This is a genomic window from Streptomyces sp. NPDC057694 (assembly GCF_042799415.1).
In the GTDB taxonomy this organism is placed as follows: domain Bacteria; phylum Actinomycetota; class Actinomycetes; order Streptomycetales; family Streptomycetaceae; genus Streptomyces.
In genome coordinates this window covers 1-12763 of record NZ_JBHVIX010000017.1, presented here as the reverse complement: position 1 = coordinate 12763, position 12763 = coordinate 1, and the positions used below count along the sequence as shown (strand labels likewise).

The window sequence follows — 12763 nt, the reverse complement described above, 5'->3', positions numbered from 1 at the left end:
TTTTCCCTCCCGTGTCCCCCTACCGTTTCCGGTGTAGGGTGTTTTTGAGGGGGGGGAGGGGGGGACTTTTGGTGGGGGAAGGCGGCCCCCCTCCCCCCCCCCCCGGGTGTCCCCCCCGCTCTTCGCGGCGGGACCACCGGCCGTTCACACCCCGTGGGGAATCTTCTTCGCCCTGCCGCGCACGGCGAACGCCGTGACGATCTCGACCACACCGACCACGAGCAGCCACAGACCGCCGACCAGCGTGAGCACCGCGACCGACTCGAACGGCGAGTCGATCAGGACGATTCCGGCCAGGGCGGTGACCACGCCGAGGAAGATCTGCCAGCCGCGCGCGGGCACGGTCCGGTCGGAGGCCGCGGCGACGGTCTGGGTGATGCCGCGGAACAGCCATCCGATGCCGATCCACAGCGCGAGCAGCAAGGTCGACTGCATGGCCCCGCGGAAACAGAAGAGGCCCAGCAGCACGGACACGGCGCCGCTGATGAAGGCCACGATCCGCAGTCCGGTGGTGACGTGCGAACCGAACGCGGACACCAGTTGGAAGACGCCGCTGACCACGAGGTAGATGCCGAACAGAACGCCCGCCGCCCACAGCGAGGCGCCCGGCCAGACCAGGACGAGGACGCCGAGGACGAGGGAGGCGACGCCCATGAGCAGCACGGCCTGCCACGCGTTCTGCGCGAGCCTGCCGAGCGGGCCCTGATCGCCGGACGGTCCGCCGCCGTCGGCGGGCGTCTGGTGCGGGGCCTGAGGGTCGTACGGTGCTTGGGTCATGTCCGACTCTTCGCACATCCCACGGTGTTCGGCCATCGGGGTGCGCCGAACGTGGGAACGCGCCGGCCGGGCGGCGTCGCCCGACAATGGCCCCATGAGCACCCACGCACAGCCGGACCGCATCGCCGTACGCCGTGTCTATGACCCGCCCGCCCCGGCCGACGGCACCCGTCTGCTGGTCGACCGGCTGTGGCCGCGCGGAATCTCCAAGGAGCGGGCCGCCGTCGACGAGTGGCTGCGGGACATCGCTCCGTCCAAGGAACTGCGGACCTGGTACCACGAGGACCGCGCCGGACGCTACGACGCCTTCGCCGTACGCTACGACGCCGAGCTGGCCGATCCGGTCCGCGCCGGGCTCGTGGCCCATGTGCGGGAGCTGGCCCGGCGGGGCCGGGTCACGCTGGTGACCTCGGTCAAGGAGATCGAGCACAGCCATGTCCCGGTCCTCGTGCGCCACTTGCGCGGCGACTGAGTGCCCGGCCGGGACGGCATCGGGTGCGCGGCCCGGGTCTCAGGCCGCCAGGCAGACCGTGCCGCGCCCCTGGGCCGCGCCCGCGCCGCGCACGGAGACCGCCGCCGTGACGGAGACGGTGCGGCGCACCTGGGCCGCGCGCGCCAACTCGCCCTGTGCGAGCGCCAGTACGTCGACCAGGCCGAGGCCGAGCGCCCCGGCCACGGCGGCGAGCATCTCCGAGGAGGCCTCCTTGCGGCCGCGCTCCACTTCGGAGAGGTAGGGCATGGAGATCCCGGCGGTGTCGGCCACGTCCTGCAAGGTGCGTCCCTGGGCACGCCGGCGGCGGCGCAGCACGTCTCCTACGACATGCCGCCACAGCGGCTCGGGGGCGAGGGCGGCTCGGGGGCTGCGGGTCTCATGGGCGCTCATCGCACCAGCCTAGGTGCGGCCACCCGCGGGAACGGCGAACTTCACCCACAGCGATATTCGCCCGCCGCGGCAGCAGCCCGGCGCCGTGACCCCCGGCTCACTCGACGGCCCGTTCGTGGCGCAGCAGGACCACGCCGTTGTCGAAGGCGCGGGTCTCCACGAGGCGCAGGGGTGAGGGGGCGAAAGGTCCGGCCGGGAACACGCGTTTGCCCGCGCCGATCAGGACGGGGTGGACGTAGATCCGGAATTCGTCGACCAGGTCGTGTTCCAGGAAGGTGGCGGCCAGGTCGGCGCCGCCGAGGGTGAGATCGCCGCCGGGCTCCTCCTTGAGGGCGCGGACGGCGGCCGGGGACACCTCGGGGACGACGGTGGTGTGCCACGGGGCGGGACCGGGCTTCAGCGTGCGCGAGAAGACGATTTTCGGTTTCTCGCGCCAGATCTCCGCGAACTCGGCCTCGACCGGGTCGGCGTCGGGGTCGGCATCGGCGGCGGGCCAGTAGTCCGCCATCAGCTCGTGGGTGACGCGGCCGCTGAGGAAGCCGCCCATGGGGCGCAGCACGTCGTTCATGTGCTGGTGGAGCGGGCCGTCCACCCGGTGCCAGCCGATGTCCCGGCCCGGGCCCTCCATGTACCCGTCCAGCGATACGGCCATCATCAGGACGATCTTGCGCATCTCGGCCTCGTCTCTCGCCTCGTCCGGCACCGGCGCGGACACAATGGCCCGCATGCACCAGACTGCACAGTCCACCACGAGGCCGCCATGGAAGTGACCCTGATCGCCGTCGTCGGCGTCGCGAGCATCGTGGCCGTCGCCGCGTTCTCGCAGCGCCTCGGGCTCGCCGCACCGCTCAGCCTGGTCGTGGTGGGCATCGCCCTGAGCTTCGTCCCAGGTGTGCCGGTGGTGCAGCTGGATCCCGACTGGGTCCTCGCGGGCGTCCTGCCACCGCTGCTGTACTCCTCGGCCGTGAACATGCCCGCGCAGGACTTCCGGCGCGACATCAAGGCCATCGGCGGGCTCGCGGTGCTGCTCGTCGCGGTGTCCACGCTGGGGGCCGGCTGGCTGCTGCATCTGCTGATGCCCGACATCGGGTGGCCCGCCGCGTTCGCGCTCGGCGCGGTGATCAGTCCCACGGACGCGGTCGCCGCGACATCGGTGGGCCGCAAACTCGGCCTGCCGTCGCGTCTGCTGACACTCCTGGAGGGCGAGGGCCTGGTCAACGACGCCTCCGCCCTGGTGCTGCTGCGCTCGGCGGTCGCGGCGATGGCCGGTGCGGTGTCGCTGTGGGGCGTCGCCGGGCAGTTCCTGTTCTCGGTCGCGCTGGCGGTCGTGGTGGGGGTGGTCGTCGGCCTGGTCAACGTACGGGTGCGCGCGCTCCTCGACGACACCGTCCTCAACACGGCGATCTCGTTCGTCGTGCCGTTCGTGGCGTACGTGCCCGCCGAGGAGTTCGACGCGTCGGGCGTGCTCGCGGTCGTCGTCTGCGGTCTGGTGACGGGGCATCTGAGCCCGCGGCTGCTGCGCGCCCAGGACCGGATCGGCGAGGCGATGAACTGGCGCACCCTCGCCTTCCTCCTGGAAAGCTCGATCTTCCTGCTGATGGGGCTCGGCCTGAAGACACTGCTCGACGAGGCGCACGCCCACGACAACGGGCTCGGCGCGGGCCGCGTCATCCTCTACGGCCTGGCCCTCACCGGTCTCGTCATCGTCGTACGGATGGTGTTCGTGGTGCCGCTGGTGGCGTTGGTGCGGCGGGACGCCCGCAAGGCCGCCGCCTCGAAGCCGCTGATCGAGCGGATGCAGGAGCGGATCGACACCTTCGAGCTGAGTGAACGGTTCACCCCGCGCAAGAAGGCCCACATCGAGCGCCGCGTGCAGCGCACGAGCGCCGACATCGACTTCCGGCTCACCGAGACGCTCGGCTGGCAGGGCGGCGTGGTGCTCGCCTGGTCGGGGATGCGGGGCGCGATCACGGTGGCGGCCGCGCAGACGCTGCCCGAGGACACCGAGTACCGCGCCCAGTTGATCGTCATCGCGTTCGTCGTGGCCGTCACGACGCTGCTGCTGCAAGGGCTGTCGCTGCCGGCCGTGATCCGCACCGTCCGTATCCCCGGTGACGACCCGCAGCGGCTGCGCGAGGAGTACGGCCGGCTGATCGGCGAGATGTCCGACGCGGCGCTCACCTCGCTCGACGCGGCGGAGGAGGACGGCTCCGCCCCGCCCGAGCTGCTCGACCGAGTGCGGCAGGACAGTCTGATCCGGCCGCGCGACGCGGACATGGACGAGGACCGGAAGAAGGCCGCCGAGGCGCTCCGGGGCATCGACGACGCCCACCTCGTCTATCTCCGGCTCCGGTTGCAGGTCGTCTCGGCGGAACGCGACGCCCTGCTCGCCGCACGCACCCGTGGCTCGTACAGTTCCCGCGCGCTCCAAGGCGCCCAGCACGTCCTGGACCTGGAGGAGGCACGCCTGGAGCAGTTCGGCGACCGCTTCGAGGACTGAGAGCCTTACGAGGCTTGGGGCCGCTCCCAGTCGCAGGGCGGGGACGGGCACGCGTGGGCGTCGTGCTCCTTGAGCGCGACGCTCACCAGGCTGAGCAGCAGGTGGACGTCCGTGTCGCACTCCAGGAGGACGGTGATCCAGGAGTCGCCCGGCTGCACCCGGATCGCACTGCTGTGCCGCAGCTGGGGCAGAAGCCGCTGCACCGCCGACGAGGTCAGGTACAGATCGGCGCAGTCATCGGCGTGGAAATGGATGAGTTCGTGGCCCGCCGCGACGAAGGCGTGCCCAACCGAGCACCGGGGCGGACCACTTACCAGGTTCGGCCATGTCCCCAGTTCGGACATGGCGCGCTGGGCCGCGGTCATACCTCCATCCTTGCGCACCCTTCACCTGGAGGACCAGCCCCATCAACCCTCGTGTTCCCCGGCTACTTGTCGTGACGTGGTCGCGCTCCGGGCGGCCGGCGCCATTCCGGCCGCCCGTGAACCGGTCGAGCCACGCCTCCGGGAGCATGCCTCGATCAATGTCCGCGAAGTGGACTAGACCGGTTCATCGCGCGGGGGCTAGGTTGACGGGCGTCCGCCACGAACTCCGGGCCCCGTTCGATTGGAGCCGCACCATGAAGGACATCACCCAGCTCGGCGAGGGCTGGCACCTCGCGCACGACGGGGTGCGGCTGCCCGCCGAGGTCCCCGGCTGTGTGCACGGTGACCTGCTGGCGGCCGGGCTGATCCCGGACCCGTTCATCGGGCTCAACGAGCGGGAGATCGACTGGGTGGGCCGCCGCTCATGGACGTACACCCGTGACCTGCGGCCGCAGGAGGACGGGCATGAGCGCACGGACCTCGTCTTCGACGGGCTGGACACGGTGGCGCGGATCGAGCTGGACGGGGCGGAGTTGGGCCGCACACGGAACATGCACCGCGGCTACCGCTTCGATGTCACGGACCGCTCCGGCGAGTTGAGCGTCACGTTCGGCTCTGCGTACGAAGAAGCTCATGCCGTACGGGAGTTGACCGGGGCGCGGCCGAACGTCTATCCCGAGCCGTTCCAGTACGTCCGCAAGATGGCGTGCAGCTTCGGCTGGGACTGGGGGCCGACCGTGGTCACGGCCGGGATGTGGCGGCCGGTCCGGCTCGAACACTGGTCGACGGCGCGGATCGCCCGGGTGCGGCCGCTGGTGACCGTCGACGGGACGCGCGGACGGGTGGAGCTGCGCGTCGACGTGGAGCGCACCGCGACGGGAGCCGACCGGACACTGACCGCGCAGGCCACGGTGGCAGGGGTCACGGCGCTTGCCACCGCCGAGGGCGACACGGTCACGGTCGTGGCCGACGTCCCCGACGTGCGGCTGTGGTGGCCGCGCGGACACGGGGAACAGCCGCTGTACGAGGTCGAGTTGACGCTGTCCGACGAGTCGGGACGGCTGGACACCTGGCAGCGCCGGGTCGGGTTCCGGACCGTCGAGCTGGATCGCGGCGCCGACGAGCACGGCACCGGGTTCACCTTCGTCGTCAACGGCGAGCGGATCTTCGTACGGGGTGTGAACTGGATCCCCGACGACGTGCTGCCCTCCCGGATCACGCCCGAGCGCTACCGCACCCGCCTGGAGCAGACCGCCGACGCGAACGTCGACCTGGTCCGCGTGTGGGGCGGCGGCATCTACGAGGACGACGCCTTCTACGACACGTGCGACGAGCTGGGCCTGATGGTCTGGCAGGACTTCCTCTTCGCCTGTTCCGCCTACCCGGAGGAGCAGCCGCTGCGCGGCGAGGTGGAGGCCGAGGCGCGGGACAACGTCGTACGGCTGATGCCGCACCCCAGCCTCGTGCTGTGGAACGGCAACAATGAGAACCTGTGGGGGTTCAGGGACTGGGGCTGGGAGGACGAACTCGCCGGGGACTCCTGGGGCGAGGGCTACTACCTCGGTCTGCTCCCCCGCGTGGTCGCCGAGCTGGACCCCACGCGCGCGTACTCGGCGGGCAGTCCGTGGTCCGGCTCGTGGGACCACCACCCCAACGACCCCGGCCACGGCACGCACCACTCGTGGGACGTGTGGAACCGGCAGGACTACACCGAGTACCGCGCCGAAGTGCCCCGCTTCGTCTCCGAGTTCGGCTGGCAGGCGCCGCCGACGCTGGCCACGCTGCGCCGCGCCCTGCCCGGCGAGCGGCTCGCCCCGGACTCCCCCGGCATGCTGCACCACCAGAAGGCGGCGGACGGCAACGGCAAGCTGAACCGCGGCATCGCACGCCATTTCGCGCTGCCCGAGGGCGACTTCGACCGCTGGCACTATCTCGCGCAGGTGGTCCAGGCCCGCGCGATCGCCACCGGCATCGAGCACTGGCGGTCCCACTGGCCGCGCTGCGCCGGCACGATCGTCTGGCAGATCAACGACTGCTGGCCGGTCAGTTCCTGGTCGGCGATCGACGGCGACGGCCGGCTCAAGCCGCTCCACCACGAGCTGCGCCGCGTCTACGCGGACCGGCTGCTCACCCTCCAGCCGGGCGCCGACGGGCCGGTGCTGGTCCTGGCGAATCAGGGATCCGAGCCGTGGACGTGCGAGGTGACGCTGCGCCTGATGCGCGCGGACGGCACCGAGACCGCCCGGGTGACGCTCGGCGCGACCGCGCCGCCGCGCGAGGTGCTGCGGCTGCCGGTGCCACCGGAGGCGGTGCCCGCCGACGGCTCCGCGAAGGAGTATCTGGTGGCCGACGCCGGTGAGTTGCGGGCCGTGCACTTCCCCGTGCGGGACCGCGAGTTCGCCTACCCGCGACCGCGCTTCGATGTCGCCGTGGAGAGGGTCGACGGGAGCGGGGACATCCTCGATGTCGTGGTGAGCGCGGACACGCTCGTCCGGGATCTGCTGCTGCAGGCGGACCGGCTCTCCCCGCACGCCCACGCCGACCGCGGCCTGCTCACGCTGCTGCCCGGCGAGCGGACCCGGATCCGGCTGCACGGCGCTCCGGACGCGGGGACCGACGCGATCCGTGCGGCCCTGTTCTGTGTGGAACCCGCGTGAGCACCCCGCCCGCGCGGCGCGTCACCATCAAGGACGTCGCGGCCGCCGCCGGGGTGTCAAAGGGCGCGGTGTCGATCGCGTTCAACCACAAGCCCGGCCTGTCCGAGGGCACCCGCGAGCGGATCTTCGCCATGGCCCGGGAGCTGGGCTGGGCCCCCGACTCCTCGGCCCGCAGCCTCTCCAGACGGCGCACCGACACGGTCGGACTGGCCCTCTGCCGTCCGGCCCGGCTGCTCGGGCACGAACCGTTCTACATGGAGTTCGTCTCGGGCATCGAGAGCGTCCTCGCCGAGCGGTCCTGCTCCTTGCTACTGCGGCTGGTGAACAGCCTGGAGGAGGAGATCGCACTCCAGGAGACGTGGTGGCGCGAGCGGCAGGTCGGCGGGTCCGTGCTGGTCGACTTCCACGAGGACGATCCGCGGGTCGAGCCGCTCACCCGGCTCGGCCTGCCGGCGGTCGCGGTCGGTCACCCGGATCTGACCGGCGGGCTCCCGTCGGTGTGGACGGACGACGCCACGGCGGTCGCGGAGGCCGTGCGGTATCTCGCGGCGCTGGGCCACCGCCGGATCGCCCGGGTGGGCGGCCCGGACGGTCTCGGACACAGCGTGATCCGCCGGCGGGCGTTCGAGGCGACCGCGGCCGAACTGGGCCTGGATCCCTGTCTTCAGGTGGCGACCGGGTTCTCCGGCGAGGAGGGGGCGCGGGCGACGCGCTCCCTGCTGCTGCGCCCCGAGCGGCCGACCGCCGTGGTCTTCGACAACGACATCATGGCGGTGGCCGGTCTCGGCGTCGCCGCCGAGCTGGGCCTGCGGGTCCCGGACGAGCTGTCGCTGCTCGCCTGGGACGACTCGCAGCTGTGCCGTCTGACGCATCCCACGCTGTCGGCGATGAGCCATGACGTGCACGGGTTCGGCGCGGACGTGGCCCGGACGCTGTTCGACGTGATCGAGGGCCGTACGGTCGTGTCGCGTCCGGTGTCGACGCCGTCGCTGACGCCGCGGGCGTCGACGGGGGCCCCGCGACAGCCGTCTCAGGCCCCTTCGAGCTGAACCGGTTTCGTGTCCCGACGGTCGGCCCCGTCGGCGGCCGGGGCTCCGGCTACGGGTGCTCCGGCTACGGGAGCGCTGTGCGGCAGCGCGCGGGCGGCAGCCGCGGCGCCGACGAGGCCGGCGTCCTGCGCGAGCACGGCGGCGCGCACCTCAAGTCCCCGCACGAAGTCCAGTACCGCGTAATCGCCCAAGTGCTGTCGAAGGGGCGCGAACAGGACCTCGCCGGCCTGTGCCACTCCGCCGCCGATGACCGCCACGTCGATCTCGACCAGGGCGGCGGTCGCGGCGATCGCGGCGGCGAGGGCCTGCCCGGCCCGTTCGAAGGCGGCCAGTGCGCGGGGGTCGCCCCGGTGGGCGTCGGCGGCGACGGCCTCGGCGGTCGGGGCGTCGCCGTGCGGCGGTGTCCAGCCGGCCTCCCGTGCCTGCCGGGCGATCGCGGGCCCGCCGGCCAGACCCTCGACGCAGCCGCGCGCCCCGCACGGGCACACCGATCCGTCGAGGTCGACGCTGATGTGGCCGATGTGCCCGGCGTTGCCCGAACGCCCGGGGAACAGGCGGCCCTTGAGGATCAGGCCGCCGCCGACGCCGGTGGAGACCACCATGCACAGGGCGTTGTCGTATCCCCGTGCCGCGCCCTGCCAGTGTTCGGCGGCGGCCATCGCGACGGCGTCACCGATCAGTACGGGCTCGATCCCGGCGAACACCTCCGGGTGCGCCCGCACTTCGGCCACCAGCGGGAAGGCGCGCCACGCGGGTATGTTGACCGGGCTCACGGTGCCCGCGACGGTGTCGACGGGCCCGGCGCTCGCGATCCCGAGCCCGCGGATCTCGCTCCACCGCGCGTCCTGGGCCAGCGCGTCGAGGACCGATTCGACGGCGTCCATGAGCGCACGCGCCGACTCCCGCGCGGGCGTGGGGTGCTGGACGCGATGCACCACGCGCCCCTCCGCGTCGACCAGGGCTCCCGCGATCTTCGTCCCGCCGATGTCCAGTGCCGCGTACATGGGCCCTCCCCGATTCCGTACGGCCGCCGGCCGGCGACCGCCGCACCGACAACGTTGCCCGCGCAGGATACTTAACCGCTTCAGTCGTTCGGGCCGGTTCCGCCGGGTGAGGCCGGGGAAGGCGGCCCTTGTGCCGGGTGGGCCTCATCAACTTCACTTTCATCGACTCGGCTCACTTGATCGAGCACGCCTACAAGACACGCCTACAAGAAGGGGGTCGCGCACATGCCCACACCATCGCCGGTGGCCGGGTGGGAGGACGTCGCGGTGCGGGACGTCGAGACGAACGGCATCACGTTGCGGGTCTTCGAGCAGGGCCCCGACACCGACGGGGACACGGACCGGCCGCTGGTCGTGCTCTGCCACGGCTTCCCCGAGCTGGCGTTCTCGTGGCGGCACCAGGTGCGGGCGCTGGCCGCGGCGGGCTATCGGGTGCTGGCCCCGGACATGCGCGGCTACGGCGGCAGTTCCCGCCCGGCGGACGCGGACGCGTACGACGCACTGACCCTGTGCGCGGATCTCGCCGGGCTGCTCGACGCGGAGGGCGCGGACGACGCCGTGTTCGTGGGCCACGACTGGGGAGCGATCGTCGTCTGGCAGATGGCGACGGCGTACCCGGAGCGGGTGCGGGCCGTCGCGGGGATGAGCGTGCCGGCCACGCCCCGCTCCCCCGTGCCGCCGGTCCCCCTGCTGCGCAAGCGGAACGGCGACGACTTCTACATCGTGTGGTTCCAGGAGCCGGGGACGGCCGACCGGGCGCTCGCGCGGAACGTGCGCCGCACGCTCGTCACCCGGGAGATCTACTCGGCCGCGTGGGCGGCCCGCCCCGATGAGGAGCTGCCACCACCGCGCTGGCTGAACGAGGACGAACTCGCCTACTACGTGGATGAGTTCACCCGAAACGGCTTCACCGGCGGGCTGAACTACTACCGCAACCTCGATCGCACGTGGACGCTGACGGAGCATCTGACGGGCCGGACGATCGACTGCCCGTCGCTGTTCGTCACGGGCTCACGGGACCCGGTCGCCCGCTTCATGCCGGACGACAAAATGGAACGTGTGCTGACCGATCTGCGCGGCCGTGTCGTCCTCGACGGCGCCGGACACTGGATCCAGCAGGAACGGCCCGATGAAGTGAACACCGCGCTGCTCGACTTCCTCGCCGGGCTCGACTGACGGTCGATATCTTCTCGGCGCCAGGCGCTCAGCGGCGCAGGCTGTCCCCGTCGTCGGTTCCGTACTCGCAGAGTTCGAAGACGACCTCTCCGGCGGTGGCGCCGACGACGGTGCCCCGCGCGGGCCGCACGGGGGCGCCCACCCACACCAGATGGGGTGCGGTGCCCACGATCCGGCACGGGACGACGAAGCCCTCGGGGAAGCGGACCAGCGACTCGTTACGGGCCGCGCCGGTGCCGCGGTGCACCACCCGGGACTGCACGACGATGCCGAGGCCCGCGCTGTGTTCCGTCTCCAGGTCGCTGGACGCGCACACGGGGCACAGCAGCCGCCGGAACGACGGCGAAGCGCACCACTTGCACCGCTGGTAGGCGAAACCGGCAGGCTCCCGCTGCGCGGGCGGTGTCATCACGCCCGTCCCGGTCCCGGCCCCGATCCGGCTTCCGAACAGCTCTGCCATCTCCGACATTGTCGGCCTCCCGCGCTCGCCCGGTGTACGCCGAGGCTGCGGCCACGACGCCTCTCGCATCGTATGGCACTGAGTGCCGCACGGTAAAGACACCCAGTACCCTCTTCTGCGCCCGGCTGCGGCTCCGAGCCCGGATCAGTCGTCGCGGAGCGCCGATTCCACCCGCTGGATGACCCGCCACATGGGAGCGCCCTTCGGGGCGACCATGACGACGACCTCGTCGCCATCCGCGCCGTCGGGCGCCTGCCCCGCCTCGCCCCACATCCGCCGGACGAGCCCGAGCGCCCGGTCGACTGCCGCTTCGGCGTCCCCCTCGCCGCCCGACCGGAGCCAGGAGCGCAGGCCGTTGTTGTGCGCGGCGACCACGGACGCGGCGACGACCTCCGCACGCAGCGCGCCGTCCTCGGCGTCGCTCCAGCGGTGGCGCAGATAGCCGGCGAGGGTGCGCTCGTAGCGGCGCACGACGGACAGTTCATAGGTGCGCAGGCCGGGTACCTCGCGCGTCAACCGGTAGCGCTGGACGGAGAATTCGGGGTTCGCGGCATACATGCGCAGCACGATGCGGGCCCCGTCGCACACCACCTCGACCGCGTCGCTGTCGTCGCCGGCCGCGTCGAGGAACGCGGTCATGTCGGCCAGGCAGCTCTCGTGGTCCGGGAAGACCGCGTCCTCCTTGGACGGGAAGTAGCGGAAGAAGGACCGGCGCCCGACCCCGGCGCGCGCGACGATGTCGTCCACGGTCGTCCGCTCGAAGCCGCGCTCCAGGTACAGCTGGAACGCCGCCTCGGCCAGCACCTCCCGCATGGGTGCCTTCTTCCGTGAACCGGTGACCTCGCGCGCCTCGCTCATGCCGGGAACGTAACACCGAACATCCCGCTTTGGCACTACGTACCTTTACAGAGGGAACTGAGTGCCATACGTTGACGGCAGTAGAACTTTACTGGGCAGTCCGAGGACGCTCTGATCGAGGAGAGCCGGCGTGAGCTTGAGGATCGTTGTCACCGTGAAGTACGTGCCGGATGCCACGGGCGACCGGCATTTCGCCGATGACCTGACCGTCGATCGTGATGATGTGGATGGTCTGCTGTCGGAGCTGGACGAGTACGCGGTCGAGCAGGCGTTGCAGATTTCCGAGAATGCGGATGACGACGTGGAGATCACCGTGTTGACGGTGGGTCCCGAGGACGCCAAGGACGCGTTGCGCAAGGCGTTGTCGATGGGTGCGGACAAGGCGATTCACGTCGAGGACGACGATCTGCACGGCACGGACGCGATCGGCACGTCGCTGGTTTTGGCGAAGGCGATCGAGAAGGCCGGTTTTGACCTGGTCGTCTCCGGGATGGCGTCCACGGACGGTACGGCGGGGATCGTGCCGGCGCTGGTCGCGGAGCGGCTGGGCGTGGCACAGGTGACGCTGCTGTCGGAGGTGTCGGTCGAGGGCGGCACGGTCAAGGGCCGTCGGGACGGTGACACCGCCAGCGAGCAGTTGGAGGCGGCGCTGCCGGCGGTGGTGTCGGTGACGGACCAGTCGGGTGAGGCGCGTTACCCCTCGTTCAAGGGGATCATGGCGGCGAAGAAGAAGCCGGTTCAGTCCTGGGACCTGTCCGACCTTGATCTGGAGGCGGAGGAGGTCGGTCTCGAGGGTGCGTGGACGACGGTGGCCTCGGCGACGGAGCGTCCGGCGCGTACGGCGGGCACGATCGTGAAGGACGAGGGCGAGGGCGGCAAGCAGCTCGCCGAGTACCTCGCCGGCCAGAAGTTCATCTAAGACAACGGGAATTGGATCCATCTCATGGCTGAAGTTCTGGTCTACGTCGACCACGTGGACGGTGCCGTCCGCAAGCCCACTCTGGAGCTTTTGACGCTGGCCCGCCGGATCGGTG

13 protein-coding genes and 1 pseudogene are annotated in these 12763 nt (G+C 71.5%); 7 read left to right on the top strand and 7 right to left on the bottom strand.

Annotation, left to right across the window (positions count from 1 at the left end; translation table 11 throughout):
• Positions 1 to 144: 144 nt before the first annotated feature.
• Positions 145 to 777, bottom strand: a complete 633-nt coding sequence (locus ACFVDP_RS29830) for an HdeD family acid-resistance protein (protein ID WP_383496257.1) — start codon at positions 775 to 777, stop codon at positions 145 to 147.
• A 94-nt stretch (positions 778 to 871) separates the two neighbouring features.
• Here ACFVDP_RS29830 and ACFVDP_RS29825 point away from each other — a divergent pair, with 94 nt between their 5' ends.
• A complete protein-coding gene (locus tag ACFVDP_RS29825; protein ID WP_383496254.1) occupies positions 872 to 1249 on the top strand; it encodes a DUF488 domain-containing protein in 378 nt (125 codons plus the stop codon).
• Positions 1250 to 1288: 39 nt separating this feature from the next.
• Here the strand turns inward: ACFVDP_RS29825 and ACFVDP_RS29820 are convergent, their stop codons facing one another.
• Together ACFVDP_RS29820 and ACFVDP_RS29815 are read right to left on the bottom strand one after the other, a co-directional pair.
• Positions 1289 to 1660: a helix-turn-helix domain-containing protein gene (locus ACFVDP_RS29820; protein WP_383496251.1), complete on the bottom strand. Its 372-nt coding sequence runs from the start codon at positions 1658 to 1660 to the stop codon at positions 1289 to 1291.
• A gap of 97 nt (positions 1661 to 1757) precedes the next feature.
• Entirely contained in the window at positions 1758 to 2333 is a 576-nt protein-coding gene (locus ACFVDP_RS29815; RefSeq protein ID WP_383496660.1) for a dihydrofolate reductase family protein, read from the bottom strand.
• Between the two features lie 87 nt (positions 2334 to 2420).
• Between ACFVDP_RS29815 and ACFVDP_RS29810 the strand changes: the two genes are divergently transcribed.
• Entirely contained in the window at positions 2421 to 4160 is a 1740-nt protein-coding gene (locus ACFVDP_RS29810; protein WP_383496249.1) for a cation:proton antiporter, read from the top strand.
• 5 nt (positions 4161 to 4165) lie between these two features.
• Here the strand turns inward: ACFVDP_RS29810 and ACFVDP_RS29805 are convergent, their stop codons facing one another.
• Positions 4166 to 4525 (bottom strand): luciferase family protein, encoded by a 360-nt coding sequence (locus ACFVDP_RS29805; protein ID WP_383496247.1) that lies wholly within the window; start codon positions 4523 to 4525, stop codon positions 4166 to 4168.
• Between the two features lie 254 nt (positions 4526 to 4779).
• Here ACFVDP_RS29805 and ACFVDP_RS29800 point away from each other — a divergent pair, with 254 nt between their 5' ends.
• A complete protein-coding gene (locus ACFVDP_RS29800) occupies positions 4780 to 7182 on the top strand; it encodes a glycoside hydrolase family 2 protein (protein WP_383496244.1) in 2403 nt (800 codons plus the stop codon).
• The gene (locus ACFVDP_RS29795; protein ID WP_383496241.1) at positions 7179 to 8231 is read left to right on the top strand and encodes a LacI family DNA-binding transcriptional regulator; all 1053 of its coding nucleotides are present in this window, start codon (positions 7179 to 7181) and stop codon (positions 8229 to 8231) included. The genes ACFVDP_RS29800 and ACFVDP_RS29795 overlap by 4 nt, the downstream gene beginning before the upstream one ends.
• Here the strand turns inward: ACFVDP_RS29795 and ACFVDP_RS29790 are convergent.
• Complete coding sequence (locus tag ACFVDP_RS29790; protein WP_383496238.1) at positions 8213 to 9235, bottom strand: ROK family protein; 1023 nt, start codon at positions 9233 to 9235, stop codon at positions 8213 to 8215. The two genes, ACFVDP_RS29795 and ACFVDP_RS29790, sit on opposite strands and share 19 nt — an antisense overlap.
• 225 nt (positions 9236 to 9460) lie before the next feature.
• Between ACFVDP_RS29790 and ACFVDP_RS29785 the strand changes: the two genes are divergently transcribed.
• Entirely contained in the window at positions 9461 to 10411 is a 951-nt protein-coding gene (locus ACFVDP_RS29785; protein ID WP_383496236.1) for an alpha/beta fold hydrolase, read from the top strand.
• Between the two features lie 28 nt (positions 10412 to 10439).
• Here the strand turns inward: ACFVDP_RS29785 and ACFVDP_RS29780 are convergent, their stop codons facing one another.
• A complete protein-coding gene (locus tag ACFVDP_RS29780) occupies positions 10440 to 10871 on the bottom strand; it encodes a Zn-ribbon domain-containing OB-fold protein (protein ID WP_383496233.1) in 432 nt (143 codons plus the stop codon).
• A gap of 144 nt (positions 10872 to 11015) precedes the next feature.
• Positions 11016 to 11729 carry a TetR family transcriptional regulator gene (locus ACFVDP_RS29775; RefSeq protein WP_383496230.1) on the bottom strand — a complete coding sequence of 238 codons (714 nt, stop codon included), beginning with the start codon at positions 11727 to 11729 and terminating at the stop codon, positions 11016 to 11018.
• Positions 11730 to 11859: 130 nt separating this feature from the next.
• Between ACFVDP_RS29775 and ACFVDP_RS29770 the strand changes: the two genes are divergently transcribed.
• Both ACFVDP_RS29770 and ACFVDP_RS29765 read left to right on the top strand, forming a co-directional pair.
• Positions 11860 to 12648: an electron transfer flavoprotein subunit beta/FixA family protein gene (locus ACFVDP_RS29770; protein WP_383496228.1), complete on the top strand. Its 789-nt coding sequence runs from the start codon at positions 11860 to 11862 to the stop codon at positions 12646 to 12648.
• Positions 12649 to 12672: 24 nt separating this feature from the next.
• Positions 12673 to 12763 (top strand): annotated as a pseudogene (locus ACFVDP_RS29765) (electron transfer flavoprotein subunit alpha/FixB family protein); the annotation flags it as partial.

Coding starts and splice junctions, on each gene's coding strand:
- ACFVDP_RS29830 (WP_383496257.1), bottom strand. CDS start 777: ATGACCCAAGCACCGTACGACCCTCAGGCCCCGCACCAGACGCCCGCC.
- ACFVDP_RS29825 (WP_383496254.1), top strand. CDS start 872: ATGAGCACCCACGCACAGCCGGACCGCATCGCCGTACGCCGTGTCTAT.
- ACFVDP_RS29820 (WP_383496251.1), bottom strand. CDS start 1,660: ATGAGCGCCCATGAGACCCGCAGCCCCCGAGCCGCCCTCGCCCCCGAG.
- ACFVDP_RS29815 (WP_383496660.1), bottom strand. CDS start 2,333: ATGCGCAAGATCGTCCTGATGATGGCCGTATCGCTGGACGGGTACATG.
- ACFVDP_RS29810 (WP_383496249.1), top strand. CDS start 2,421: ATGGAAGTGACCCTGATCGCCGTCGTCGGCGTCGCGAGCATCGTGGCC.
- ACFVDP_RS29805 (WP_383496247.1), bottom strand. CDS start 4,525: ATGACCGCGGCCCAGCGCGCCATGTCCGAACTGGGGACATGGCCGAAC.
- ACFVDP_RS29800 (WP_383496244.1), top strand. CDS start 4,780: ATGAAGGACATCACCCAGCTCGGCGAGGGCTGGCACCTCGCGCACGAC.
- ACFVDP_RS29790 (WP_383496238.1), bottom strand. CDS start 9,235: ATGTACGCGGCACTGGACATCGGCGGGACGAAGATCGCGGGAGCCCTG.
- ACFVDP_RS29785 (WP_383496236.1), top strand. CDS start 9,461: ATGCCCACACCATCGCCGGTGGCCGGGTGGGAGGACGTCGCGGTGCGG.
- ACFVDP_RS29780 (WP_383496233.1), bottom strand. CDS start 10,871: ATGGCAGAGCTGTTCGGAAGCCGGATCGGGGCCGGGACCGGGACGGGC.
- ACFVDP_RS29775 (WP_383496230.1), bottom strand. CDS start 11,729: ATGAGCGAGGCGCGCGAGGTCACCGGTTCACGGAAGAAGGCACCCATG.